Annotated in this window: 32 protein-coding genes and 1 pseudogene; 9 read left to right on the forward strand and 24 right to left on the reverse strand. The window is 36.8% G+C overall.

The features are described from left to right. Window positions 1-43: 43 nt before the first annotated feature. The 4 genes from OQH61_RS06775 (at window position 44) to tcuB (ending at window position 5,423) form a co-directional block, all read left to right on the forward strand. Window positions 44-1,354 carry an arsenic transporter gene (locus tag OQH61_RS06775; protein ID WP_266026618.1) on the forward strand — a complete coding sequence of 437 codons (1,311 nt, stop codon included), beginning with the start codon at window positions 44-46 and terminating at the stop codon, window positions 1,352-1,354. Between the two features lie 228 nt (window positions 1,355-1,582). Next, the gene (locus OQH61_RS06780) at window positions 1,583-2,890 is read left to right on the forward strand and encodes an MFS transporter (protein ID WP_266026619.1); all 1,308 of its coding nucleotides are present in this window, start codon (window positions 1,583-1,585) and stop codon (window positions 2,888-2,890) included. Then, window positions 2,890-4,290: an FAD-dependent tricarballylate dehydrogenase TcuA gene (tcuA, locus tag OQH61_RS06785; protein WP_266026620.1), complete on the forward strand. Its 1,401-nt coding sequence runs from the start codon at window positions 2,890-2,892 to the stop codon at window positions 4,288-4,290. The genes OQH61_RS06780 and tcuA overlap by 1 nt, the downstream gene beginning before the upstream one ends. 11 nt (window positions 4,291-4,301) lie before the next feature. Then, window positions 4,302-5,423, forward strand: coding sequence for a tricarballylate utilization 4Fe-4S protein TcuB (tcuB, locus tag OQH61_RS06790; RefSeq protein ID WP_266026621.1), 1,122 nt, complete (start codon window positions 4,302-4,304; stop codon window positions 5,421-5,423). 111 nt (window positions 5,424-5,534) lie between these two features. Here the strand turns inward: tcuB and OQH61_RS06795 are convergent, their stop codons facing one another. Together OQH61_RS06795 and OQH61_RS06800 are read right to left on the reverse strand one after the other, a co-directional pair. Next, window positions 5,535-6,260, reverse strand: a complete 726-nt coding sequence (locus OQH61_RS06795; protein ID WP_266026622.1) for a glycosyltransferase family 10 domain-containing protein — start codon at window positions 6,258-6,260, stop codon at window positions 5,535-5,537. Further along, window positions 6,229-6,639 (reverse strand): hypothetical protein, encoded by a 411-nt coding sequence (locus tag OQH61_RS06800; protein ID WP_266026623.1) that lies wholly within the window; start codon window positions 6,637-6,639, stop codon window positions 6,229-6,231. Before OQH61_RS06800 ends, OQH61_RS06795 begins: the two co-directional genes overlap by 32 nt. Window positions 6,640-6,667: 28 nt before the next feature. Between OQH61_RS06800 and OQH61_RS06805 the strand changes: the two genes are divergently transcribed. Continuing rightward, entirely contained in the window at window positions 6,668-6,853 is a 186-nt protein-coding gene (locus OQH61_RS06805) for a hypothetical protein (RefSeq protein ID WP_266026624.1), read from the forward strand. Window positions 6,854-6,881: 28 nt separating this feature from the next. On the opposite strand, the gene OQH61_RS06810 is transcribed toward OQH61_RS06805, so the two are convergent. The 15 genes from OQH61_RS06810 to OQH61_RS06880 all read right to left on the reverse strand — a co-directional run bounded on the left by OQH61_RS06810 (window position 6,882) and on the right by OQH61_RS06880 (window position 15,537). After that, entirely contained in the window at window positions 6,882-7,130 is a 249-nt protein-coding gene (locus tag OQH61_RS06810; RefSeq protein WP_323054063.1) for a TfoX/Sxy family protein, read from the reverse strand. A 66-nt stretch (window positions 7,131-7,196) separates the two neighbouring features. Next, entirely contained in the window at window positions 7,197-7,466 is a 270-nt protein-coding gene (locus OQH61_RS06815) for a zinc ribbon domain-containing protein (protein ID WP_266026625.1), read from the reverse strand. A gap of 134 nt (window positions 7,467-7,600) precedes the next feature. Continuing rightward, entirely contained in the window at window positions 7,601-9,385 is a 1,785-nt protein-coding gene (locus tag OQH61_RS06820; RefSeq protein ID WP_266026626.1) for a DUF262 domain-containing protein, read from the reverse strand. A gap of 282 nt (window positions 9,386-9,667) precedes the next feature. Next, window positions 9,668-10,495 carry a DNA-methyltransferase gene (locus OQH61_RS06825; protein WP_266026627.1) on the reverse strand — a complete coding sequence of 276 codons (828 nt, stop codon included), beginning with the start codon at window positions 10,493-10,495 and terminating at the stop codon, window positions 9,668-9,670. Continuing rightward, window positions 10,489-10,650 (reverse strand): hypothetical protein, encoded by a 162-nt coding sequence (locus tag OQH61_RS06830; protein WP_266026628.1) that lies wholly within the window; start codon window positions 10,648-10,650, stop codon window positions 10,489-10,491. The genes OQH61_RS06825 and OQH61_RS06830 overlap by 7 nt, the downstream gene beginning before the upstream one ends. A gap of 216 nt (window positions 10,651-10,866) precedes the next feature. After that, entirely contained in the window at window positions 10,867-11,130 is a 264-nt protein-coding gene (locus tag OQH61_RS06835; protein WP_266026629.1) for a Txe/YoeB family addiction module toxin, read from the reverse strand. Next, the gene (locus OQH61_RS06840; protein ID WP_266026630.1) at window positions 11,123-11,473 is read right to left on the reverse strand and encodes a type II toxin-antitoxin system RelB/DinJ family antitoxin; all 351 of its coding nucleotides are present in this window, start codon (window positions 11,471-11,473) and stop codon (window positions 11,123-11,125) included. The genes OQH61_RS06835 and OQH61_RS06840 overlap by 8 nt, the downstream gene beginning before the upstream one ends. Window positions 11,474-11,833: 360 nt before the next feature. After that, entirely contained in the window at window positions 11,834-11,965 is a 132-nt protein-coding gene (locus tag OQH61_RS06845) for a VOC family protein (protein WP_266026631.1), read from the reverse strand. A gap of 38 nt (window positions 11,966-12,003) precedes the next feature. Further along, complete coding sequence (locus OQH61_RS06850; RefSeq protein WP_266026632.1) at window positions 12,004-12,396, reverse strand: DoxX family protein; 393 nt, start codon at window positions 12,394-12,396, stop codon at window positions 12,004-12,006. A 96-nt stretch (window positions 12,397-12,492) separates the two neighbouring features. Further along, window positions 12,493-13,149: a CatB-related O-acetyltransferase gene (locus tag OQH61_RS06855; RefSeq protein ID WP_266026633.1), complete on the reverse strand. Its 657-nt coding sequence runs from the start codon at window positions 13,147-13,149 to the stop codon at window positions 12,493-12,495. Next, entirely contained in the window at window positions 13,146-13,673 is a 528-nt protein-coding gene (locus OQH61_RS06860; protein ID WP_266026634.1) for a ClbS/DfsB family four-helix bundle protein, read from the reverse strand. The genes OQH61_RS06855 and OQH61_RS06860 overlap by 4 nt, the downstream gene beginning before the upstream one ends. A 63-nt stretch (window positions 13,674-13,736) precedes the next feature. Continuing rightward, window positions 13,737-14,093: a transcriptional regulator gene (locus OQH61_RS06865; RefSeq protein WP_266026635.1), complete on the reverse strand. Its 357-nt coding sequence runs from the start codon at window positions 14,091-14,093 to the stop codon at window positions 13,737-13,739. 98 nt (window positions 14,094-14,191) lie between these two features. After that, window positions 14,192-14,713: a methylated-DNA--[protein]-cysteine S-methyltransferase gene (locus OQH61_RS06870; RefSeq protein WP_266026636.1), complete on the reverse strand. Its 522-nt coding sequence runs from the start codon at window positions 14,711-14,713 to the stop codon at window positions 14,192-14,194. Beyond that, window positions 14,710-14,859 carry a hypothetical protein gene (locus OQH61_RS06875; RefSeq protein WP_266026637.1) on the reverse strand — a complete coding sequence of 50 codons (150 nt, stop codon included), beginning with the start codon at window positions 14,857-14,859 and terminating at the stop codon, window positions 14,710-14,712. Before OQH61_RS06875 ends, OQH61_RS06870 begins: the two co-directional genes overlap by 4 nt. Before the next feature lie 99 nt (window positions 14,860-14,958). After that, window positions 14,959-15,537: a phosphoglycerate mutase family protein gene (locus OQH61_RS06880; RefSeq protein WP_266026638.1), complete on the reverse strand. Its 579-nt coding sequence runs from the start codon at window positions 15,535-15,537 to the stop codon at window positions 14,959-14,961. A gap of 149 nt (window positions 15,538-15,686) precedes the next feature. Here OQH61_RS06880 and OQH61_RS06885 point away from each other — a divergent pair, with 149 nt between their 5' ends. Next, complete coding sequence (locus tag OQH61_RS06885) at window positions 15,687-16,586, forward strand: DMT family transporter (RefSeq protein WP_266026639.1); 900 nt, start codon at window positions 15,687-15,689, stop codon at window positions 16,584-16,586. 135 nt (window positions 16,587-16,721) lie between these two features. Then, window positions 16,722-17,180 carry a YbaK/EbsC family protein gene (locus tag OQH61_RS06890; RefSeq protein ID WP_266026640.1) on the forward strand — a complete coding sequence of 153 codons (459 nt, stop codon included), beginning with the start codon at window positions 16,722-16,724 and terminating at the stop codon, window positions 17,178-17,180. A 43-nt stretch (window positions 17,181-17,223) separates the two neighbouring features. Here the strand turns inward: OQH61_RS06890 and OQH61_RS06895 are convergent, their stop codons facing one another. The 7 genes and pseudogenes from OQH61_RS06895 to OQH61_RS06925 form a co-directional block, all read right to left on the reverse strand. Continuing rightward, window positions 17,224-17,529: a TfoX/Sxy family protein gene (locus OQH61_RS06895; RefSeq protein ID WP_323054064.1), complete on the reverse strand. Its 306-nt coding sequence runs from the start codon at window positions 17,527-17,529 to the stop codon at window positions 17,224-17,226. Window positions 17,530-17,595: 66 nt separating this feature from the next. Continuing rightward, window positions 17,596-17,865 (reverse strand): zinc ribbon domain-containing protein, encoded by a 270-nt coding sequence (locus OQH61_RS06900; protein ID WP_266026625.1) that lies wholly within the window; start codon window positions 17,863-17,865, stop codon window positions 17,596-17,598. Window positions 17,866-17,999: 134 nt separating this feature from the next. Next, the gene (locus tag OQH61_RS06905; protein ID WP_266026642.1) at window positions 18,000-19,754 is read right to left on the reverse strand and encodes a DUF262 domain-containing protein; all 1,755 of its coding nucleotides are present in this window, start codon (window positions 19,752-19,754) and stop codon (window positions 18,000-18,002) included. Window positions 19,755-19,822: 68 nt separating this feature from the next. After that, entirely contained in the window at window positions 19,823-21,004 is a 1,182-nt protein-coding gene (locus OQH61_RS06910; protein ID WP_266026643.1) for an MFS transporter, read from the reverse strand. Between the two features lie 37 nt (window positions 21,005-21,041). After that, complete coding sequence (locus OQH61_RS06915; protein WP_266026645.1) at window positions 21,042-21,473, reverse strand: hypothetical protein; 432 nt, start codon at window positions 21,471-21,473, stop codon at window positions 21,042-21,044. Between the two features lie 232 nt (window positions 21,474-21,705). Continuing rightward, window positions 21,706-22,314 carry an HNH endonuclease gene (locus tag OQH61_RS06920; protein WP_266026646.1) on the reverse strand — a complete coding sequence of 203 codons (609 nt, stop codon included), beginning with the start codon at window positions 22,312-22,314 and terminating at the stop codon, window positions 21,706-21,708. A 115-nt stretch (window positions 22,315-22,429) separates the two neighbouring features. Then, window positions 22,430-22,618 (reverse strand): annotated as a pseudogene (locus OQH61_RS06925) (restriction endonuclease); the annotation flags it as partial. Between the two features lie 236 nt (window positions 22,619-22,854). Here OQH61_RS06925 and OQH61_RS06930 point away from each other — a divergent pair. Beyond that, on the forward strand, window positions 22,855-23,145 hold the full coding sequence (locus tag OQH61_RS06930; protein WP_266026647.1) for a type II toxin-antitoxin system RelB/DinJ family antitoxin: 291 nt from the start codon (window positions 22,855-22,857) through the stop codon (window positions 23,143-23,145). Beyond that, window positions 23,132-23,398, forward strand: a complete 267-nt coding sequence (locus OQH61_RS06935) for a type II toxin-antitoxin system YafQ family toxin (protein WP_266026648.1) — start codon at window positions 23,132-23,134, stop codon at window positions 23,396-23,398. Before OQH61_RS06930 ends, OQH61_RS06935 begins: the two co-directional genes overlap by 14 nt. Window positions 23,399-23,401: the final 3 nt, after the last annotated feature.

The raw sequence follows: 23,401 nt of genomic DNA on the forward strand, positions 1-23,401 counted from the left end.
CACAAATTTCAAGTAAAGCAAATATGAATAGAGGTAGTCTCTTATGGATTTTGTAGCTCTTAGTCTTTTTACTCTCACAATGCTTCTTATTTATTGGCGTCCTTTCAGGTTACCTCTGTGGGTGTTTAGCACTTTGGGGGCGGTGGGGGTTTATTGTTTGAATGTGGTGAGTTTAGGCGATATTTGGCGCGTGTGGGCAATGGTGTGGGATAGCACCCTCACGCTTATCGGGCTTATTTTGCTCACTTTTGCGCTTGAAAAATTAGGTTTTTTTACATTTCTTGCCGTCTTACTTTTGCGCATACTACAAAGCTCACAAATGCGACATATTCAAAGTATAAGCACTGCGAGATTCTATATTTTTCTTGTGCTTTTTAGTGCATTTTTAAGCACATTTTTTGCAAATGATGGCGCAATTTTAATCCTCACACCCCTCATTATTACACTTTTTAAGGCGCATACTACAAAGGTATTTTTTACGCCTTTAGTTGTGTTTTTGCTTCTTGTGAGCTTTGTGAGTGATTTTGCCTCTAATCCCTTTGTTATTTCTAATCTTACAAATATCATCACAGCGCAGTTCTTTGAGATTCCCTCACTCCGCTTTAGCACATTGATGTTTTTACCTCAATTTTTTGTTATTCTTGGTTCTTTAGGCTTTTGGTTGGTGGTTAAAAGGTTTGTGCCACCCACACTTACTTTTACGCATTTTCAAAGCAATATTTCCATATCCACAATAGCATTTTGTTTTGCTTTATTGGGGCTACTTTTGGTCGGGATTTTATTTGCACATACATTAGGTGCGCCACTTTCAAGCTTTACACTTTTGTGCGTATTTTTGGCATTGTCCTATGGCAAGATAAAAGGACAGCTAGAGATATTTCCTTGTCTGAAAAACGCTCCACTTAGTATCGTGCTGTTTTCTCTTGGGCTTTTTGTTGTTGTTTTTGGGCTCAAAAATGGTGGTGCATTGCAGATTCTCAACGATAATTTATCATTGTTTGTTTCATTATCCCAAGAATGGCAGATTGTAAGTATGGGTTTTGCAAGTGGCATAGGCAGTAGCGTGATAAATAATCTACCTATGGTGATGTTTGGGAATCTCGCACTTGCTGATTTTGCACCACATTTACAAGATTCTATGCAGAGTTTAGTAATGGCACATTTACTTGGCTGCAATATTGGCTCAAAGCTTACACCCATAGGTTCGTTGGCGACTTTGCTTTGGCTAGAAAGCCTTAGAATTCACGGAATCCACATTGGCTTTATGCACTATATGGTTGTAGCATTTGTGGTTACTCTGCCTGTGTTGCTTTTTGCACTTCTTGGATTGATTGTGGGGTATTGGATTGGGTGATTTTATATATATGATTAATTAGGTACTGTATCAAAAATTCAGACGATATATAATCAATAATTATTCACTTTATTACTACTATATGTAGTATTTTGTAGCAATACACTTAATATATATAAATAAATATAGCAAGTAGTTTATGATGTTTAAATAATTTCTTAATAATTAGTTCCAAAGATTTTAGAGAGACACTCTTAAAATTTACACCTTTGAATAATGGAGATATTAATGAGTACTCACACCCAGAGCAAGGCAAAAAAAGATGCAAAGGCGATTTTTCGTGTAGCAAGTGGCAATTTCTTAGAAATGTATGATTTTGCTGTGTATGGTTTTTACGCAGCATTTATTGCCAAAATTTTCTTTCCCGCTGAAAATGAGTTTATATCCATTATGCAAAGTTTTCTTGCCTTTGGAATGGGTTTTTTGATGCGTCCATTGGGGGCGATTGTTCTTGGTTCGTATATGGATAAGCACGGGCGCAAAAAAGGGCTTTTGCTCACGCTTACCTTAATGGCAATAGGCACACTTACAATAGCTTGCTGTCCGGGCTATGAGAGTATTGGCATTCTCGCACCTATCATTATTTTGATTGGGAGACTTTTGCAGGGTTTTAGCGCTGGAGCTGAAGTTGGCGGTGCAAGTGTTTATCTTTCAGAGATTGCTCCTAAACATTTGCGAGGATTTTATGTATCTTGGCAAAGTGGTAGCCAACAAGTAGCTACTATATTTGCAGGAGCTATTGGTGTGGCTTTGCATTATTGGATTGGTGATGCAATTATGGAAGCTTGGGGTTGGAGAATTCCTTTTTTCATTGGCTGTATGGTTGTGCCTTTCATTTTCTATATCAGACGCACATTGGAGGAGACTCCAGAATTTGAGGCAAACAAACATCACGCACCCAAAACCTTTAGTGCTATTTTTCAAAATATGAGTGAAAATTATCCTGTCATTATTACGGGCGTGTTCTTTGTTATGATGACTACGGTAACTTTTTATTTTATCACTTCTTTTACGCCACATTTTGCAAGTAATATTTTGCATTTCTCAAAATTAGAAAGTTTTATTATCACAGCAATTATTGGATTAAGCAATCTCTTTTGGCTTCCTGTATCTGGGTTTATTGGCGATAAAATAGGTAGAAAAAAGATAGTGTATTTTATGACTTTTTTAGGAATGGTTTCAGCCTACCCCGCACTTAATTTTTTAACACATAATGTTACTTTTACTAATCTCGTCTTGGTTGAACTTTGGTTTAGCTTTATTTTTGGTGGATATAATGGAGCAATGGTATGCGCACTCTCCGAAATAATGCCAAAACACGTTAAAGCTTTGGGCTTTTCATTCTCTTATTCTATTACGGTGGCTATTTTTGGAGGCTTTACCCCAGCGGTTGCAACTGCCCTTACAAAATGGACTGACAATCCTGCAAGTCCAGCTCTTTGGCTCACTTTTGCAGCAATTTGTTCATTTATTGCAAGTTTGCTTATTTTTAGAAAAGGTGGATTCTATGACAGACAACAAAAAGAGGAGCTTTAATGCAAATAAAAGATTTTGATATTGTTGTTGTTGGTGGAGGGAATGCTGCCTTGTGTGCGGCAATTAGTGCAAAAGAGAGTAATAAAAACCTCAAAGTCGCCCTTTTAGAATCTTCACCAAAAGAATGGAGAGGAGGAAATTCCCAGCATACAAGAAATTTGCGTTCTATGCACGATGCACCAACTGATGTCTTGACTGATTCTTATAGTGAAGATGAATTTTTTGATGATGTATTTAAGGTAACAAAAGGGCAAACAAATGAGGAATACGCAAGGTTTGTCATCTCCCATACGCCAGAAGCAGTCGTATGGGCAAAGAAGCACGGCGTGCGATTTCAACCTTCTATGCGAGGCACATTGCACTTGGGGCGCACAAATGCCTTTTTCTTAGGTGGCGGAAAGTCTCTTGTGAATGCTTATTTTCATTGCGCTTCTACACTTGGTGTGGAGATTTTCTATGAATGTGAAGCTTTGGATTTAGTGGTAGAGGGCAAAACTTGCAAGGAAATTTTGGCACAAGATAAAAAAAATAATGAGGAGATACGATTCAAAGCTAAAGCTTTTGTGATAGCCAGTGGAGGCTTTGAATCAAATTTAGAATGGCTACAAGAGGCGTGGGGAGAAAAAGCAAAGAATTTTATCATACGAGGAACACGATTTAATCAAGGCAAAATGCTTAAAGCTTTACAAAAGAGCAAGGCAAAGATCATTGGAGACCCTACACAAGGGCATATGGTGGCTATTGATGCGAGAACTCCTAAATATGATGGAGGCATTGCTTCGCGTGTGGATTGTGTTTCACTAGGCATTGTGGTGAATAAATATGCACAAAGATTCTATGATGAGGGCGAGGATTTTTGGCCCAAACGTTATGCAATTTGGGGCAGACTTGTAGCAAATGAGGAAGAACAAATCGCATATTCTATCACAGATTCTAAAGTGCAAAAGCATTATATGCCTTCACTTTTTCCTCCCATTGTCGCACAAACCATAGACGAACTCGCAGCAAAAATCAATTTAGATTCTGCAACACTCAAGCAAACCATAGAGGAATACAATGCAAGTGTAGTTGATGGCACATTTAATCACACGATACAAGATGATTGCCATACAAAAGGCTTAAAAATAGAAAAAACACATTGGGCATTGCGACTTGATAAACCTCCCTTTTACTGCTATCCTCTCCGTCCGGGCGTTACCTTTACTTATATGGGGGTTAAGGTAAGTAAAAACGCACAAGTTTATGCTGATGACGATGAGTTTTTTACTAATATTTTCGCAGCAGGAGAAATTATGGCAGGAAATATTCTTACGCAAGGCTATGTGGCGGGTTTTGGTATGAGTATTGGCACGGTATTTGGTAGAATCGCAGGGCAAAATGCCGCTAATGCTATAAAATAAAAGGATTATCAATGCAAACAACACAACAACATTCTTGGAATCTCCCGCAGGCAGATTCTACACAGGATTCCAATATTTATACCACTGCTACAAAATCGTGCATTATTTGCAATTCTTGTAGATATTGCGAGGGACTTTGTGCAGTGTTTCCAGCAATGGAGAAATATAGGGAATTTTCACCTAAGGATATTGATTATTTAGCCAATCTCTGCCATCAATGTAGCGAATGCTTTTATGATTGTCAGTATGCCCCACCGCACGAATTTAATGTCGCCATACCAACACAATTTGCACAAATCCGTAAAGAAAGCTACAAAAAATACGCATTCCCTCACTTTTTGGGTAAAGCCTTTGATAAAAATGCGTGGTTTGTGATGATACTTTTAATTGTAACTTTATTCGCAGGATTCTTTTTAGCCTCTCATCAGACTTTAACAGAGCAAGATGCAAATGGTGATTTTTTCGCGATAATCCCCTATACATATATGGTTGGCACATTTAGCATTGTTTCACTTTTTGTATTGGCGGCTTTGGTAATTGGATTTATCAATTTTGCTAAATCCATAGAGCTCAAAAATATCACACTCAAAGTATTTTTGGAAAGTATCAAAGACGCTTTAACACTTAGGTATCTAGGCGGACATAAGAGTGAGGGCTGCACCTATCCAAATGCAAGCAGAAGCAATGTGCGCAGAATCTTTCATCATTTTACAGCTTATGGATTTTTGTTTTGCTTTATTGCTACGAGTTTAGCGGCGTTTTATCATCATTTTTTACATATTTATGCGCCTTATGACATCACGCAATTACCAAAGCTTTTTGGAGTAGTGGGCGGAGTCTTCCTTTGTATTGGGACATTGGGATTATTTTTCTTAAAACTCATTGCCGATAAAAAAATTGTAGATACAAAAAGTGTAGCGATGGATTACGCATTTTTATTTATGCTTTTTATCGTAAGTTTTAGTGGTTTATTTTTGATGTTTGTGCGAGAAAGCGAAATGCTCTCTTATGCTCTTTGGTTTCATTTAAGCACGATTTTGGCATTTTTTATTATGATTCCTTATTCTAAATTTACGCACATCTTTTATCGTTTTATCGCGTTATTAAAATATAATATTGAAAAGCCAGAATAAGATTTATATTATTTTAGCGGTGCTATTTAAGCAATAAAATCATCATTGTGCGATTTTAGAGGAGTGTTAGTCGCATAGTCGCTAAACGCTATTTAGGCTCTTTACGCCCACCTACCTAATCCCTGCAAAGTGTTTGGGCTTATCTGTGAAATATTCCTCATAAAACAAATCGCTGCCCTTTTGGTATTTAAGCACTCTTTGGTAATTATCCAGCACTGCTTCTAGTCGTGTGAGATATTCCTTTTCATTGCATATTTTTAGGATTTCCTCTAGTGGCGTCTTTGGAGTGAAAGTAATAATGCCCTCATTATTAAAGAATTGATGGATTTCTCTTGCTCCCAAATAGATAGGAATACACTGCGCCGCGAAGCAGTCCAAAATCTTTTCTGTGAAATAATACGCAGTGCAGTCGTTTTCTACGACAATTTGGAAGCGATATTTTTGCAAAGAATCCGCTTTGTGCGGTAGAAACACCCCTCCATTAAATTTCCCAAACACATCTACTTTTTGACTTTGCAAGGCTTTTTGAGCGATAGAGTGGCGGATTTTGTGCATTTCGCAGAAGATTTTATTTGAGCACATCATTGAGACATTTTTATCTTTGATTTGATACACTTTATCATCAAGTGCGATGTTACACCCTTTCTCTTGCCCATACCATAAGCCTGCAGCAGGGATAAACTTGGCGTTTTCTAATTCATTGAGGAGTTTTTCAGAATATGTAAAAACAGCTTTGAAATCCTTGTGGATTCCCTTCTGTGTGTCAAATATGCGATAATCATCAGGGATTATAGATTCACTTTCGCTAAAAAGAGCATATTTCGCCCCCCCCCCCATTATTATTCATTGTTTCTAAAATTGCCTTTTCTTTGTAAAAATGCACCGGCAAAGCGATATTGAATCTATCCCATAAAAAATACTTTGAATCACTATTTGGGTGATGCGCACTTGTATAATCCCGATAGAAAAATGTGCGCATTTTCTCTCCTTGTGCGTTGTAGATTTCGGGTTCTTGGTCGCAAATGGGGTGTGCGAGATTATAAGCGGGCATATAAATTTTGCCATAGAGGGAATGCTCTGCAAAGTAGAGTGGAATCTTTTTAAAAAAGCGGTTTCTAAACTTCTTGCGAAGCTTTTTTGTGGGTATAAAGCCAGATAGAATCCGAATGCCTTGATTATAGATTGTAGCGTATTGTGCTTGTTTTATCCATTCCATATTGTATCTCTTTAATTGGGTTGTTCTTTTGGTGGATTATATCATAGATTCTAATGAAAATAACCTATCCACGCGATGTAATACACACATAAGCACAACATTGCAAGATACAAATAATCTTTTACCTTTAGATTTTTGTTGTGAATCTAGCAAGATAAGGCTTACTACAACCGCACTTCCGACTAAAAATTCTAAAATATTGAGCCACGCATAAGGCGAGTAGTTGTAAGCAAAGGTGTCATTTATTTGAGGAAGTCGCTAAACTCTTTTAACTCCTTTTTGCGAGAGGGTGGGAGATTGTTGTAGTCTTGGTCTGTGATTGCGCCCTCTAGTGTGTATAAATGCACAAGGCAACATTTGGGATAAGATTCTTTAAGTCTCACAAAGGCTTCCTCTGCGCCAAGACTTTTTAAATCCTCTGATGAGCAAATCCCCACAGATTCTAGCTTCTTGGCGATTTCTTTGCCAATGTTTTTAAAGAGGTGAGAGATTGCATTGCTACTCCTTTACATCAAAATGCTTGAGGCGAGTATTAAGCGCACAGATTCTATCATAATTTATAGCCTTTTAGAATCTTCTTGCCACCTTTTTAGTGTCGGAAATAATTTCGTGCAGTGCGCTTTGAATTGCTCATTGCTCATTCCCGCTTGTGCGCCATAGAGCGAACACATCTCTATATACTCTTGCAGTGAAACTTTATGGATAAACTCACCCATTTCATAGCAATATTTGCAATAATCCGCGCTTATGCTTCCGTTCTTTTCTAAGCCCATTTGTTCTTTGGAAGCAAGGGGCATACCGCAACTTTGACAGATTAGATTTTGCATTAAGAATCCTTTCGCATATACTCTGCGAGGAAGTGAAAAAACTCTTGGGAGATTTCAAAATGCCCTATGTCAATATGATTTTTTGACGCTACACCGATGAAGTAATGGGGCATATTGTTCCTTTTGGGGTGGGGTTATAGGTTTTTTTCAAAAAATGTTTTTAGGTTTTTATAGATTTCCTCATTTCTTGCTTCTATATCCTCTTTAAGCCAATCATTTTTGAGAGATTTACCTAAGTTTTGTGCTTCAAGGAATTTTGATTTTTGGTATTGCGGTTTTTTCTTGGCAAAATATTCGTTACTTGCTTGAATATTTTGCTTTTTTTCAAGTAAAGTTTTATTGCCTATATATTCCAAAAATTTTTCGGCATCTTTTTCATTCCAACCTGCATAATTTGCTTCTGTCCATTTTTTTGGAAAAATATGTTCAATTTCGCCTTTGATAACACTATAATTTTTCTTATCAGCGTTCCATTCCCATTCTTGATTTTCATCATAAATCAATGTATAAATTACCAAAATATATCTTATTTGTTTTGATAGGGCTTTTACACAAAAACTTGTAAAATAATCAATTTGTGGCATAACTAATTCTGGAATGTTGAGTGAGGGTTCAAAAATTTTCTTTTTTCTTTCGTGGATAAGAATATTTGCTTTCATAAATCCCCAAAATAAACCTGAACTACCACCTTTTCCATAAATAAGCCCAAGTGCGCAATAGCTCACAAGCTGCGGCAATATAATATCAAAAATATTACTTTCATCTCCATTGTTTTTCTTTGGTTTATATTCATAAAAACACATACTTACAACCATTTGCCAAAGTTTATTTTGATAAATGTTTAAAATATCAAAGTATTTTTGTGCTTGAAGTGAAAAGTAATCTTTAGGATTGCACCAAAATTCTGCTAATTCTTGTATAAATACAAAAGTTTCATTTTTATTAAGCAAACCCTCATTGGCAGCAAAATTCACTTTTTTATTTTTAGAATTTGCTTTATCTTTTTTTGTGAAAAAATCTAAAGTGCTAGGGATAACCGTATCTACTTCATTATTTAATGCTCTTATAATGTGTTCATATTGTGTGAATAAAAAACCTATATTTTCTTTATTCAAATAATAAGAGTTAGTGATTTTTTCTTCTAGCTTTTTCCACTCTGTTGCAAATTCTTTTCTTTCTTGGTCATTTCTTTTGCTAGTAAAAATAAGTCCTTTAAAAATGTCTGATACGCTTAAAGAAACGCCACGATTATTTAATGTATTAAAGATTCTTAAAGCATTTTCTTGCCCATCACATTCAATAGGTAAGACAATGCAAGAATTTAATAAAGTAAGGCAAAAATTAAACCAATCAGCAGGGTATTCTTGTGCCAATTCATCAATTTTCTTTATAAAAAAGAGATAATTTTTCTCATAATTTGAAGAAGATTTTTTTATAACATTCTCTATTTCTTCTTTTTCAAACTTATAACCATTGCTTAAAATTTTTTCTAAAAGATTATTGTCTGAATCAATAGCTACTTCACTTTGCAAATGAGGTTTTTTAAAGTCTATTTCTCCATTAAGTTGATTTCTATCCCAAAGACACGAAGACAATTTGCTAATAAGTTCTGAAATATTTTTATTTTGCTGATTGGTAGCTTTTTCATATAGGGCACGAATTAAAAGACTTAAAGTCGTTGTTCTTTGTTGCCCATCAATGATATTTTGTTTGTTATTTTCTTTGTATATCACAACAGAACCTAGAAAATACTCATCATTTTCATTAGGCTCACTACTAAAGAAGCTAAAAATATCTTCCCATAGTTGCTCACATTCATCTTCTTCCCAAATATAAGCTCGTTGATACATTGGAATCAAAAATTTATTTTTGGATAAATACTCCAACACGCTTTTGCGTTCTGTTTTCATTTCAGCCATTATTAATCCTCCTTACTAACCCATTTATTATAGCGTAAAACAATTAAGAAATTTCTAAGCAGTCTAGTTTTACTAACTCTTTAGTCCTCTGCTATCAATTTCTTTATATTTTTCCTCTAAAGTCATTTTTCTCCTTATATTTCTACTTTCTAACCCTCACATTTTATCAAAAAAAAAAAAAAAAACAAATTGCAAATAAATAGATACAAATTCAAGCTAAAAGTTGTGTTTTGGTTGGTTTGAGTGCTTTTGTGCTGTTGCAATTCACCTTTAGGATTTGCTTTAAAGATTTAAAAGATTCTGATTTTGTGAGATAAATCTATTTTTCGTCTTGCCCTTTGCTTTTTTCTGCTTAAAGGTTTCTTTGACTTCGTGCAAATTAAGTTCTAATTGCGCTTCTTTTAAAAATTGTTGGTAATTTGTGATTCTATTTTCTGCAAGGCTAAGATACTGCTTAGAATTATCAATCCCTATAAAATCGCAATTTAGAATCTTCGCAGCAATTCCTGTCGTCCCACTCCCGCAATAGGGGTCAATCACAATACCGACTTGTTCATTTAAAATGGAAAAAATGCAACGCAAAGGCAGAGCAAGTGGAAAAGGGGCGGGGTGAGCATTATTGTTTTCTGGGCGGATTCTCCAAATAGAGCTTAAAAGTGCGTGGCGACTTTGCAATTCCTCTCCAATGAGATTTTTACCTTTTGGCTTTTGCAGCCAATAAATTCGCTCCTCCACTTGCCAAAACCTCCAACCGCGTATATTTCCTGCAATCCCTCTATCCCAAATGATTTCCTGCCTAAGATTCCACTTTGTTTGCAAAATCCATTGCAATGGGTGGAGTAATTTACCTCTCTCCCAGCGAATTTTGTGATTATAAAAGAAACTTCCTCCCTCTTTTGTGATTCTATACATTTCATTCAGCACAGCGATTTGGTTTGCTTGATATTCCCCTTCGCTTAGTTTATCGCAAGTGTTATCATATAAAACATTTTTAACAAGCCAACCTTTTTTGTTCTCCTGCTTGTTATAAGGTGGCGAGGTTACACCCATATCTATGCTGTTATCCTCTAGCTTTTTAAGCTCACTTAAAGTATCGCCGCAAATCAACATTTGGTGGAGCTATTTTTGTCATTAATATAGATTGTTAAAAGTTCGCTTAAAAGGGCGATAAGCGTATCTTTTGATTGTCCCAATAAATGTGTGCTAAAATCAATATGAGAGTTTAATGAATAAATTTTAATGAGTTCTTGTAAATTTTGTGTCATTTCGCTCTCTTTGTTTGATTTTCAAAAGCTGTATTCTATCAAAAACAAAATCCCAAATCAACTTATACAAATCAAGCCAAAATCCACACAATACAGAATCTTCAAAGCTGCCAAAAAGCAATTATAATGGAAGCAATCATAATAAAAGACAAACATTCCATAGGTTGAGTAAATTGCCAATGCAGCGCAATGTATGCTTATAAATAGCGCAATTCCCTATTTATCCTTGTAATGAAGTCCTACTTGCAAGATTTCGCAACTTTGCTCACCAATGCGATAGACGATTCTGTGTTTGGCATCTATCCTGCGCGAATAGCACCCGCTCAAGTCGCCTTTGAGCTTCTCAACCTTTCCTAGTCCGCCTGTGGGATTTCGTGCGATGTCTTTGATTAAAGCGTTGATTTTGTCTCTCATTTTTTTATCATCTTGAAATTCTATATAGCCCCTTAAAGCAGTCGGTGAAAAGGTTATATTAAGCATTGCTGTGTTCTTTCTCTGCTTTTTTATAAATTGCCATTACTTCCTCTTTGCTTTTTGCATTTTCTATTGCTTCGTTCATCGCATTAAATTCCTCTAAAGTGAATGTAATGCGTTTGCCATCGTCTAGCTCTTTTATGGATTGTCGTAGCTCTGCTAAATTCTCCTCACTATAAAAGGGGTCTTGCTTTTGCCTATTGAGTTTAAAAGGGATTTTTTGCTCCCGCACAGCCGCTTTTAAAAACATTCTTAAAGCGGTGGTGGTATCAAGCCCTAACTCATTAAACAGCTCCTCTGCCTCTTCTTTTAGCTTTTTATCTACTCTTACTTGCACTAAAGCAGTCATTGTTTCTCCTTATATAAAAATTATAAAATTATATACTAAAATCATCAATTTTCATCATTTTGTAATGTTTTATTAATCAAGGTAAGTGAAATCTTGTGGAATGTTGAATCTTAAAGTATTGCTATGGATTTAGGCTAAAGTGATTCTCTCTTGTGTTTTTCCTCACGCTTGTTTTATGCTTCTTTCACAGGAATGCGCAAAATCGTTTTTAACTTGTGTGCGGGAGTTTTGTTTGGATTGCTCAAATAGATTTCGTGGTGCGCCCTTGTGAGATTATCTTTGCCAATGTCATTGTGTAAGCCATTGCAGGTAATGAAATCCTCTAACCTAGCTAGACTTCGGGCTTCATCATCATAAGAGCTATGGTATTGAGTGAAACTCTAAATGCGACTCTTTTCCGTCCCATTGTGTCTTTAAGCCTATCACTTCTTTATAAAAATGTGCCATTTTAGCCATATCTGTAACGAATAAAACGATTGCTCTAAGTTTCACCTTATCCCCTTTTGTATTATTGCAAGACTATTTTTACCTTATTTTTTGAATCTCACGCCATATCTGCCCCCACCCATAAATATTAGTGCGATACAAGGAAGCATATAGAGCAAATGTAGCTCAATCACCCAAGCGCCGTGCTTATCAAGGGCAAAAATCTCAAAGCCTAGTGCGACATAAATTGCCACAAGCATTGTAAAAGCCTCTAAAGCGGCTGCAATTCGCACTTGAAAGCCTACAACAATCATCAATGGCGCAAGAACTTCACCGATATATACACCATAGGCGAAAAATGTAGGCAATCCGTGAGATTCCATAAAGCCCTCTATGCCACTTATGCCATTTGTGATTTTGGAGACTCCGTGAAAGAGCATAAGCCCTCCCACACATAAGCGCACAATCAATTTGCCCAAATCATCATTGTGTAACATTATAAGTCCTTTTTATTGGTTTTCAAACCTCGCATTTTATCAAAAAAAAAAAAAAAACAAATTGCAAGGGATAGGGTATAAATTAAGTCAAAATTCCTATTTATCGGCTTTTGCCTCTATCATCTTTTTTAGCTCTTTTTTAACTTTTGTGAGATTGCTACAAGTAAGCAGTGGGATAAGATTCTGAATCTCTGCTATGCTTTTATCCCACCATTTCAACGCAAGTAAAAGCATAGTCAGTTCCTCATCAAATCGCTTTTTGATAACTCTTGCAGGATTGCCCACTGCGATACTATAAGGTGCAATATCACTTGCCACAACAGCATTTGCACCGATAATCGCTCCATCGCCAATGCGCACACCGGGCAAAATCGTGGCATTTTGCCCAATCCACACATCATTGCCAATGATTGTATCGCCCTTGAGTGGTAGCTCACAAAGCGGCGGCGCACTCATCTCCCAGCCCTCAAAAATATAAAATGGAAAGGTGCTAGGTGCATTCATTTGGTGATTCGCCCCATTCATCACAAACTCCACTCCAGCAGCGATTTGGCAGAATTTGCCAATGATGAGTTTGTCATTATTAAACTCATAATGGTGGCTGATATGGGATTCAAAATCGCTATCGGCTATGTAGGTGAAATCACCCACGATAACATTTGGATTCTTAATCGTTGGCTTCACATAGGAGAGGGAATCCACGCCTTTGATGGGAAAGGGATTGTTGGGGTTTGGTGCGATTTTATTTTTCATTTGTCTCCTTTGGCTTTGTATTGTCGCATTCTCTTTTTAATGCACTTGCTCGCCCAATCATAATGACTTGAAGTCGCACTCACGCAGTAGCTCCCAAGACTTGTATTTCCACACCATTTATAATGCTTTTTGATAAAAAGCTCCTGTGGTGGCAGACTTTCTATGAGTTCCATACATTGCGCGTGGCTACTATTAAGCATTGCCTTTGCGTTCTCTAATGTTGTGCTTTGGTGCTTTTGCCAAATTTCTCTATTCATCGCAGGATAGGTTTTGAAATTATAAGGTGCGGGGAGAAAAGGCACAAAATCACTTGTCTTATTAAGATTTGTGCGCACAAAGTGGAGCAAAAGCATCTGCCATTCATACAAATGCACTAGCACATCACGCAAAGTCTTGTCGCGTTCGTTATACTCAAAAGGTGCGCTCTGTTGCTCAAGCGGGATTTGTTCTATCAGCGTAAGCAGAGATTTATAATTGCTTTGGCTTAGGGTAAGTAAGTCGCTTTTGTTGGTAGGGCGGGGCATAGGAGTCCTTTGGGTTTGGAATCTAAGGGATAGATTCTATCACAATTTATAGATTTTTAGAATCTACTTTTTCTTTGGTTTTTTAGGCTTTGGTGGAGGTAGAGTGGGGGCTAAGGTTAGCACCACTTCTCTTAAAAGAGTGTGAGAATCCACATCAAGGATATAAGATTCTTTTGCGCCCGGATAAGGAATCCCAAGCGGGGCGGATTCTAAAAGGGGCTTTAAAATTTCAAATTGCTTGACGAAAAGCGCCTCATCGCAGAGTAAGAAAATCGGCTTAGGCACACTCTGCTCTCTCTCAAGCACATAAATGCAGTATTCACCAAACATCTTTTTGGCACTAAAGGTATAGGGCGTGTCTGCCATTGCGCTTGAAAGTGATTCTAACACGAAGTCTTTGAAGTTTTCAGTTGTGGGCATTGGGACTCCTATAATCAAAGTTTTGCAAAGTGGATTATACACCGATTCTAATAATTTTTGCATTTGAGTGCTTTTATTTTGGAATCTAAAATTCCCTCTCAAAGAATCCCAAGTTGTATTTTAGAATTTTCCCTCTCAAGCTTTAACAACCACTCTTTGCGTTTCAGTCCTCCCGCATAGCCTGTGAGGCTTTTATCACTTCCAATCACTCTGTGGCAGGGGATAAGTAGCGCAATGGGATTTGCTCCTACTGCGTTGCCCACAGCTTGCGCAGACATTTTGGCAATGCCTCTTTGGTGCGCTAGAATTTGGGCTATCTCTTTATAGCTCATCGTGCGTCCATAGGGGATTGTGCGCAAAATCGCCCATACAGATTCTCTAAAGGCTGTGCTTTGCGTGGATAGTGGAGCTAGAGGCGGAGTAAAGGGCGGAATCTCCCTGCTGAAGTAGAGTTCTAGCCATTGCTTCGTTTGGGCTAAAATCGGCGTTTGCTTCTGCACATAATCCTTTGGCAGTGTGAAGTGCTTTTGTCCCTCAAACCACAAGCCAAATAGTGCGTTTTCATCACTTGCAAAGATGATGTTGCCAAGCGGTGAGGGATATTGCTGCACATAGTTCATTGCGCATTACCAAAAGAGGCATTAGAATCTGCGGAGGCTTCCTCCCTTTGGGTGTGGAAGTAAGTGCGAAGCAGGGCGCAAAGGGTGATTTGACAATGTGTAATAGGCTTGAGCTCAAAAAGCACAATAATTTGCTTACTTGGCATTAGCAATCCTTATAAAAAGATATTTTAACATTCTACCCCTAAATAAATTTAAATAGCTTGTGTTTTTAGGCTAAAACATCGCACTTTGTGTAAAGTAAATTAAGGAATCCACTCTATAATAGCGTTTTGTGGGCGATTCTTACGCCATTGCATAAACTCTCTAAAGTCTGTAATGCCCTCTTGCAACACGGCTTGATAATATTCTATCCCCGCAATTTTTAGGTTATCTGGCGTTTCAAACTTAAGCTTTAGAATCTGCTCCTTTTGTGCTTCACTCATCACTTGCAGAATGCGCTCTGCCACTTTTTCAAAATACCCCGCATACCTGCTGCCTTGCACAATGTGAATCATATCTATCTGCCATACTTGCTCGTCTTGGTAGAATGCGTGCCATTCCAAACATTTATCCTCTTCACTCAAAAGATTGCGGTATTCTATGTGGATAATTTTAGGATTGTTGGCAAGTTTTGCTATTGCTTCAAAGCTTCGGGCAACTTCAAGTGTAGGCGTGTAAATATGAAAATCAATATCAAGATGTTTGCACAACAAGCCCATTTTGAGTGAGCCAATCAGGTTAATTTCCGCACCAATGCTTTGCCAACATTCCAAAACTTTGCTTTCCTCTATAACTTCAAAAGCTTTTTGTTGGTTGCTATAAGCAATGTGGAGAGGGGACATAGAATGCCTTTAGAGTGAGCTAAATGTATTATATCAAAAAAGCTTTATAGCATTAACTCGCCCTTATCCTGTTTTCTTCATTCTTGTAACTTGTTTTTTGATACAATGCGGATTTTGAAAATCAATCAAGAAACATAAAAGGAGAGGGAATGACACAAAAAGCTAAAAGTTCGCCCCTAATTCTAGGGCATATTCTCGCACTTGGCACGATGATAGTTTGGGGTGCGACTTTTAGCTCTACCAAAGCACTTTTAGCAGATTTTTTAGCAAGTAAGATTCTGCTTTTTCGCTTTTGCATTGCCTTTTTACTTTTGCTCTTTTTGCGCCCTCAAACCTTAGTATTTCGCGGATTGAGGGCAGAGGGATTGCTTATGCTTGCTGGGCTAAGTGGCGGGTGCTTGTATTTTTTGCTAGAAAATGTTGCGCTGTATTTCACAAGTGCTTCTAATGCCTGTGTACTTGTCGCGATTAATCCAATCTTTACAGGAATCTTGGGATTTTTCTTATTCAAAAAGCCCATTAAATGGACATTTTTGCTCGGATTTGTCATCGCAAGCGTGGGGATTGTGTTTGTGGTGTTTCGTGGGGATTTTTCCCTCACACTCTCTCCTTTGGGAGATTTACTCTGCCTTTTGGCTGGGCTTGTTTGGTCGTTTTATACGCTGATTTTAGACAAAGTCTTTGAACTTTTCAAAGGGCAAAGTCCGCTGCTTATCACGCGTAAAGTGTTCTTTTATGGGATTTTATTTACCTTGCCCTTTGCGCTTTTTGGCATTTTTGCGCGTGGAGATTTCCCGCTTCATCGCTTTGTGGAGATACCAAATTTGCTCAATCTCTTATTTCTAGGCTTAGTCGCTTCGGCTCTGTGTTATCTAAGCTGGAATGCGTCAATGAAGATTCTAGGTATATATCGGGCGAGTGCGTATATTTACTCTGTGCCACTTTTTGGTATTTTGAGCGCAGTTTTAGCACTTGGTGAGCCTTTGGATAGGTTTATTGTTATCGGGGGTATTTTGATTGTGCTAGGACTGCTTTTGTCGCAGAAGTGAGGAAATAGGCTATTTATTGTCCTCTTTATGAAACTAAATTTCTAGCTTGTGTTTTTAGGCAAAGTGGAGAATTTATGTATCGGGCTGCAATTACGCATTAAAGCCAAAATCTCATCTAAAACATAAGGAGGCGCAATGTCGCTAGAGAGGGTAAAGGCGCATTTGGCACAATATCATTTAGAGGATAGAATTATGGAGTTTCCTGTCTCATCGGCGAGTGTGGCAGAGGCGGCAAGCGCGATTGGCTGCACACAAAAAGAGATTGCAAAAACGCTTTCTTTTATGCTAGGAGAGAAACCTATACTTATCGTTGTTGCTGGAGATTGCAAAGTCAATAATGCTAAGTTTAAAGCGGAATTTCACACAAAGGCAAAGATGATTCCATTTGAAAGTGTAGAAGTATTGATTGGACACGCAGTTGGCGGGGTTTGCCCCTTTGGTGTAAATGAAAATGTGTCGGTGTATTTGGATAGTTCCTTGCAGAATCTTAAAACTCTCTATCCTGCGTGTGGGAGTGCAAATAGTGCGGTTTGCCTTAGCTTAGCAGAGCTAGAACTTGCTTCTTGCTATGAAAAATGGATAGATGTGTGCTAAAGCAGGGTATAAGCGCATTTGTAAGTATCTCTAGGATAAAGTTTTAAAATTTCGGGCGGACTTTGGCTGCTGAATGCACGTTCAAGGTTTTTTGTCCTAAAGGTTTGAGGAAGTCGCTAAACTCTTTTAACTCCTTTTTGCGAGAGGGTGGGAGATTGTTGTAGTCTTGGTCTGTGATTGCGCCCTCTAGTGTGTATAAATGCACAAGGCAACATTTGGGATAAGATTCTTTAAGTCTCACAAAGGCTTCCTCTGCGCCAAGACTTTTTAAATCCTCTGATGAGCAAATCCCCACAGATTCTAGCTTCTTGGCGATTTCTTTGCCAATGTTTTTAAAGAGGTGAGAGATTGCATTGCTACTCCTTTACATCAAAATGCTTGAGGCGAGTATTAAGCGCACAGATTCTATCATAATTTATAGCCTTTTAGAATCTTCTTGCCACCTTTTTAGTGTCGGAAATAATTTCGTGCAGTGCGCTTTGAATTGCTCATTGCTCATTCCCGCTTGTGCGCCATAGAGCGAACACATCTCTATATACTCTTGCAGTGAAACTTTATGGATAAACTCACCCATTTCATAGCAATATTTGCAATAATCCGCGCTTATGCTTCCGTTCTTTTCTAAGCCCATTTGTTCTTTGGAAGCAAGGGGCATACCGCAACTTTGACAGATTAGATTTTGCATTAAGAATCCTTTCGCATATACTCTGCGAGGAAGTGAAAAAACTCTTGGGAGATTTCAAAATGCCCTATGTCAATATGATTTTTTGACGCTACACCGATGAAGTAATGGGGCATATTGTTCCTTTTGGGTTGGGGTTATAGGTTTTTTTCAAAACTCCAAGTTTCAAGCACGAATTTTTCCAATTCTTCGTGTCTTGTATTAATCGCATCTTTATCCCATACACCTTTATTTACCACAAAATCCTTTATTTCTCTTTGTTGTATTAAAGGGGAATTTTCATAACTTGCAAGTTTATCTTTAAAAGGTTTATTGCCAATGGATATGTTATGTGGTTTGTTTATGAGTAACAAATTACCAATGCAATGCAGATAGTAATCATTGTAAAATTCCTCATCATATTCACAATATCCACTACTTAATTCTTCCCCATTTTCTGTTTGTGGTGCGATATGTTCTATCTCTGGAGTTTGTATCTCTTTTAATGAAAATTTATAGCCCTTAGTGTGTATGTCATCATTCCTTAAATAATTTTCATATCGCATAAGCAAATAAGGTGCTATCCTTATTTTTTGCTTCTTCTGTTCATAAATATTACATAAACCCCTCTTTATTTCTTCATCTCCCCAATACCAATTTCTGTCATTGCCAACACATATTTCTTTTAGCCCATCAACAAGGCTTTCAATGTTATTAAAATTTTTCAATACATTATCAAGTCTTGCAGCAAGATTTGCACTTGTTTTTACAATCTTATGGCGAACAATCATAATTTCTAAAGCTTTATAAACTTCCTCTAATTTCTCTTTATTGTCTCCGAATAAATGATAGGCTTTTAATACAAATGGGTAAGATTCATAAGAATCTAACATTAGCAAATAATCTTTATATACACTTTCCATTTTTTCAAATTCTTTAAAATTGATAAAGGCATTTTTAAGCTCTTTTACATAATTTTCAATCCAAGCAATTTTTTCACCATTACTTTTACTTTTATTTTCTGTGTCCTGCTTGTATTGTTTCTTATAATTTACATCATTGTCATTTTCTCTGTAATTAAAACCAAATTTAGAATAAGAAATATTGAAATAATTTAAAATGGAATCTTCATCAGCAATTTTTATGTCATTAATTAAACGATAAATTGTTTCAAAAATACTTGTTATTTCCTTAAGCCTCACCTCTGAATCTTCCTTATCACAATAAGTATAAATTTGATAAGCAAGATAAGATTTAAGCTTTTCCATATTTGTAAGTTTTTTGCCACGATTATTTTGCAACTCAAACATTAAAACAGAATCTTTTTTGTTAGCAAAAGGTATGCTTAAAATCTCGGCATTTTGCAAAGCTTGAAAAATATCTAAAATTTCCTTGTTTTCTTTGCTTTTTAAGGCTTTTATAAAAAATACTTTTGCTTTTTTGATACGCTCTTGTGAGGGAGTTTGTGGTTCGTGTTTTTTATCATCATTGTTGATAATCACATCTTTAAAATAGTCTCTATCGTATTCTACCGCTTGGAGCTTGGCTTTAGAGCGATTAATCAAATAATCCTCTTCTATATATTTTAGAAAATCCTCGTTGCTTATTTCATTGTCTAGTCGCTCATTTTTCGCTTTTTCTTTTAAAACATTACATAAAGCTCTTACAAAAATAATAATTGTAGTAATGCGTTGCTGTCCATCAATAATATCGTTTGTTTTGTCTCCACTTAATTTTTCAAGTAAAACATTGCCAAAGAAATAATGATTTTCTCCCTTTGTTGCTTCCTCTAAATCTGCTAAAAAGTCTTTCCATTGTTCCTCTTCCCAAGAATATGCTCTTTGATAAACAGGGATTATGTATTGTTTTTCTCCCTCAAAAAATTCTTTAATTGTTGTTTTGTTAGGCGTCATTTTCCTCTCCTTTTATTTTCTTTTATTCATTTCAACCCAGCATTTTATCAAAAAAAAATTGCAAATCATTAATGGGTAAATTTGTTATTTTGTGCCTTTAGCATTCCAAAAGAGGCAATCCACAGCACTAATCCCACACCAGCAGCACAAGCAAGAGCGATATAGGCATAAAAATATCCAAAATATTGCGCGATAAATCCTCCCAAACTCCCGCTTAGTGCTGCTCCTATGCCGCCAAAAGTCATTACACTTGCAAGAGCTGCGTTAATATGCCCACTTCCACGCAGCATTATTGCAACTAAAATGGGCAGAATCACACCTGTAATCCCCGCTCCAACGCCATCAAGAATCTGCGTAGCTATCATTCCAGCTAGATTCTCAAAATGTGCGGCTATGCCCCCACGCACGATAAGAGCGACAAAGCAGCTCCCCATAAGGACAAAATACACTTTAGAAAAATGCGGCGCGTTATTTGCACTTAAAAGTTTCATACACACAAGCGAGATGACAATCATCGTGCTTTGGGCGATGAGGATTGTCGCAGCTGCATACGCCCCGCTTGAATCAATGCCAAGCGTATGCGCTCTTTGACTAAGCAGGGGTAGCATATACGCATTGCTCAAATGAAAGCAAAACATCGCCCCACCTAAGATAAGCACCGATTTATCACTCAATGCCTCCCATAAGCCAATGCGTGTGTCGCCCTCTTGTCCCCTTGCGACTTTGTGATTAATGCTTTCTTTGCGAATAAAACTAAGAAATATAAGCGAAAAGATACCCATCGCAGCGGTAATAACAAAGATTGAGCCAATCCCATACCAAAGTGCAAATCCAAAGCTAAGCAATGCGCTAAAGGCTGTCCCTGCGTGTTTATAGGCTTCATTGAGGCTTACTTGTCTGCTATAATCTGCAAGTCCCACGATACCAAGTGTGAGGGCTGCAAATGCGGGAGCAAGGCACACTGCACATAGAGCCACGCTCATTTGAGCCAAAAGCGTAAAGCTAAAGTGGGGGTAAAAATAATTTGCCAAAGTCGCCAAAACGATAGCGCAGATACACAAGCCAATCAGGGACTTTTTGTGCGGTGTCTTGTCTATCAAAATCCCTAAAGGTATCCCAAAAATTAGCGCACAAAGCGAAGTAATCGTGGAAATTAGCCCGATTTGGGATTCCATAAAGTCGTGCTGCTGCAAAAACACACCCAAATAAGGACCCAAGCCATCACGCACATCGGCAACAAAGAAATTCAACCAAGCAAGCGTATGGTGCGGATTGATGCAATCCTCCTTAGTAGCCTAGAATCTTATTGATTTTGTTGATTGCATTTTGCTCCATTTCGGAGATGACTTGTTTCTCTGTGCTTCTTTCTTGAGCGATTTTAGATTCTTGTTGCACGATTTGGGCTAAAGTCGCATTGATTTTGCTTTCATCTCGTGCTGCTTTTGCCTCTTCTAAATTGATTTCTAAGATTTTTTTGTCTAATTCTAGGGCTTTGATTTTAGCTTTAAAAGATTCTCTTTTTTTATCAATTGCTTCTTGTTCTTTAAATTCTGCCTTTAGGGCTTGTTTTCGTTTTTCAAAACTTGCATTATTGAAAATTTCTGGCAAAATGCCTTTAATATGAGGCTTTGGAGCTTCGTGTGGTGGCGCGGGAGGTGCTGCAAAAAGTAGGGTGGATAAAGCAAGGGTAGATACCAAAGATAAGTTGATAATTTTCATCATTGCTCCTTCATTAATAAGTATAATATTTAATCGGCGCATTATAATATTTAAATGATAAACTAAGCTTAAATGGGCAAATGGTGAAGTCTAAACAACAATCTGCACGAAGCAAAAATGTGCATTATGCTTAGCTCATTGCACAATTTATTTGCAGATGTCTTTCAATTTTTACAAACTCCTTTGACAAAGGCTTTTATTTTTTCAAAATATGTAAAGATTCTAATAATGATTATTTTTGATAAATGTATTTATAATGATAATTTAAGAAATCCTCTCTACCATTAATAGGTAAATCTGTGATTATTTGTCCGTTGATAACATTTATTTTTTTCAAATATTCTCGTGTGCTCTTATCCATTTTACTTGAAAATAAAATTTCTTTGTCTTGTGTAAAAGTGATTAATCCAATACTTTTATCAAAAAGCTTATCAAATAATGGAGAAAGTAAAAATCCATTATAAACATTAAGCCTTTCTTGATTATTGCAAAATACCCAAGGTTTAATGTGTGAAGCGATTAAAAGTTTTTTATCTTTTATGTGGGTAATTGGACATTTTTTAAGTGTTTCTAACAAATTTCTTCTAAAATCTTGTTGTCCAATCCTTATATTTTGCATACTTTGGCTTTGAGTTATGTTTCTTGTTTCCAATTGATTATTAATATGGGAATCTAAAATGATTTGCAAATCTTTTTTGTTATTTTCTATATCATCAATAAAACTTTTAAGGGCATAGACACCATAAGCAATCCTTGTAATTTTCGGATTTCTTTGACATCTTTCTTGTATAGTATTATTTGGCGTTTTCCCTTTAACTTCATTTTTGTCTTTATAATTCAAATTTGTTCATATAAAAATTTTAATGAAGCGAATCCTCCATTTTTTAGCATTATATTTTCTATTGCATCATCATAAGTCATTTGCCAACCTTTTTAACGCTCATCACCTAAGCTTTCTTATTTTTATCAAATTCTACAATATATTTTTTTGCCAAAGCACTGCTTGCGCGACACCAACTTCCACCATTACCAAGTGCAAGTGCTTTGTAATCTCCCACAAACTCTTCCACACTTATCCACCTTGAGATACCATTTTCATTGGGCTTGGCAAGTTTTAAAAAAATCTCTGTTTTTGATTGTTTCACTTGAATAATCCTTAAAAAGCGTTTAAATATTATAACATAACAAATTTCAATTTTTTCAATTAACAGGCACTTAAGAAAGTGGCGAGACAGGGATTAATGAGTTTAACTATCCATACACAAATGACGAGATTCTGCGCCTAAACTTCATTCGCAGAATCACTCCAGCAAATAACAATGAAAAGCAATGAAATTATGGTATAATACAATAAATTTGAATATAAGGCAAGGAGCTTACAATGCAAAACCAAATGATTAATGTAACCTTTAGAATGGACAAAAAAGACAAGCAAGAGTTTGAGGCTGTAATCCACGCTTTGGGCTTAAATCTAAGCTCGGCTTTTAATATCTTTGCTAAAGCAGTGGTGCGCGAGAGTGGAATCCCTTTTGATTTAAAAGCGGAGATTCCTAATGAGCAAACAGCTCAAGCGATGAAGAATGTTATTAATGGCGAGAATATCGTAGAATACACTTTAGAGGAACTCATAGAAATTGCAAAACAAGCAAGGCTAGAAAATGTTGAATCTTAAGCAGGAAAAAAGATTTGTAAAAGATTTGCAAAAGCGTGGGTTAAACAATAGCGAACTTGCAAAATTTGCAAGGTATCTCTCTCTGCTTTGCGAGGGTAAAACATTACCACAAGAAGCGAACGACCACGCACTTAAAGGCGATTGGCTAGGCTTTAGAGAGTTTCATATCGGAGGCGATACACTTGTGATTTATAATATCCATAGAAGATATGCTCTATCTTACAAGGCTTGGCAGCCACTCCCAGCTTTTTAAATA

This window comes from Helicobacter sp. MIT 21-1697 (genome assembly GCF_026241255.1).
Taxonomy (GTDB): domain Bacteria; phylum Campylobacterota; class Campylobacteria; order Campylobacterales; family Helicobacteraceae; genus Helicobacter_C.

Bases quoted from the DNA above. Each gene is read 5' to 3' on its own strand.
- OQH61_RS06855 (WP_266026633.1), bottom strand. From the start codon at position 13,149: ATGAAAAATAAAATCGCACCAAACCCCAACAATCCCTTTCCCATCAAA.
- OQH61_RS06815 (WP_266026625.1), bottom strand. From the start codon at position 7,466: ATGCAAAATCTAATCTGTCAAAGTTGCGGTATGCCCCTTGCTTCCAAA.
- OQH61_RS06830 (WP_266026628.1), bottom strand. From the start codon at position 10,650: ATGACACAAAATTTACAAGAACTCATTAAAATTTATTCATTAAACTCT.
- OQH61_RS06835 (WP_266026629.1), bottom strand. From the start codon at position 11,130: ATGCTTAATATAACCTTTTCACCGACTGCTTTAAGGGGCTATATAGAA.
- OQH61_RS06860 (WP_266026634.1), bottom strand. From the start codon at position 13,673: ATGCCCCGCCCTACCAACAAAAGCGACTTACTTACCCTAAGCCAAAGC.
- tcuA (WP_266026620.1), top strand. From the start codon at position 2,890: ATGCAAATAAAAGATTTTGATATTGTTGTTGTTGGTGGAGGGAATGCT.
- OQH61_RS06800 (WP_266026623.1), bottom strand. From the start codon at position 6,639: ATGGAATGGATAAAACAAGCACAATACGCTACAATCTATAATCAAGGC.
- OQH61_RS06870 (WP_266026636.1), bottom strand. From the start codon at position 14,713: ATGAACTATGTGCAGCAATATCCCTCACCGCTTGGCAACATCATCTTT.
- OQH61_RS06820 (WP_266026626.1), bottom strand. From the start codon at position 9,385: ATGGCTGAAATGAAAACAGAACGCAAAAGCGTGTTGGAGTATTTATCC.
- OQH61_RS06885 (WP_266026639.1), top strand. From the start codon at position 15,687: ATGACACAAAAAGCTAAAAGTTCGCCCCTAATTCTAGGGCATATTCTC.
- OQH61_RS06865 (WP_266026635.1), bottom strand. From the start codon at position 14,093: ATGCCCACAACTGAAAACTTCAAAGACTTCGTGTTAGAATCACTTTCA.
- tcuB (WP_266026621.1), top strand. From the start codon at position 4,302: ATGCAAACAACACAACAACATTCTTGGAATCTCCCGCAGGCAGATTCT.
- OQH61_RS06795 (WP_266026622.1), bottom strand. From the start codon at position 6,260: ATGGGGGGGGGGGCGAAATATGCTCTTTTTAGCGAAAGTGAATCTATA.
- OQH61_RS06930 (WP_266026647.1), top strand. From the start codon at position 22,855: ATGCAAAACCAAATGATTAATGTAACCTTTAGAATGGACAAAAAAGAC.
- OQH61_RS06900 (WP_266026625.1), bottom strand. From the start codon at position 17,865: ATGCAAAATCTAATCTGTCAAAGTTGCGGTATGCCCCTTGCTTCCAAA.
- OQH61_RS06915 (WP_266026645.1), bottom strand. From the start codon at position 21,473: ATGAAAATTATCAACTTATCTTTGGTATCTACCCTTGCTTTATCCACC.
- OQH61_RS06875 (WP_266026637.1), bottom strand. From the start codon at position 14,859: ATGCCAAGTAAGCAAATTATTGTGCTTTTTGAGCTCAAGCCTATTACA.
- OQH61_RS06850 (WP_266026632.1), bottom strand. From the start codon at position 12,396: ATGTTACACAATGATGATTTGGGCAAATTGATTGTGCGCTTATGTGTG.
- OQH61_RS06890 (WP_266026640.1), top strand. From the start codon at position 16,722: ATGTCGCTAGAGAGGGTAAAGGCGCATTTGGCACAATATCATTTAGAG.
- OQH61_RS06780 (WP_266026619.1), top strand. From the start codon at position 1,583: ATGAGTACTCACACCCAGAGCAAGGCAAAAAAAGATGCAAAGGCGATT.
- OQH61_RS06880 (WP_266026638.1), bottom strand. From the start codon at position 15,537: ATGTCCCCTCTCCACATTGCTTATAGCAACCAACAAAAAGCTTTTGAA.
- OQH61_RS06840 (WP_266026630.1), bottom strand. From the start codon at position 11,473: ATGACTGCTTTAGTGCAAGTAAGAGTAGATAAAAAGCTAAAAGAAGAG.
- OQH61_RS06935 (WP_266026648.1), top strand. From the start codon at position 23,132: ATGTTGAATCTTAAGCAGGAAAAAAGATTTGTAAAAGATTTGCAAAAG.
- OQH61_RS06775 (WP_266026618.1), top strand. From the start codon at position 44: ATGGATTTTGTAGCTCTTAGTCTTTTTACTCTCACAATGCTTCTTATT.
- OQH61_RS06825 (WP_266026627.1), bottom strand. From the start codon at position 10,495: ATGTTGATTTGCGGCGATACTTTAAGTGAGCTTAAAAAGCTAGAGGAT.
- OQH61_RS06905 (WP_266026642.1), bottom strand. From the start codon at position 19,754: ATGACGCCTAACAAAACAACAATTAAAGAATTTTTTGAGGGAGAAAAA.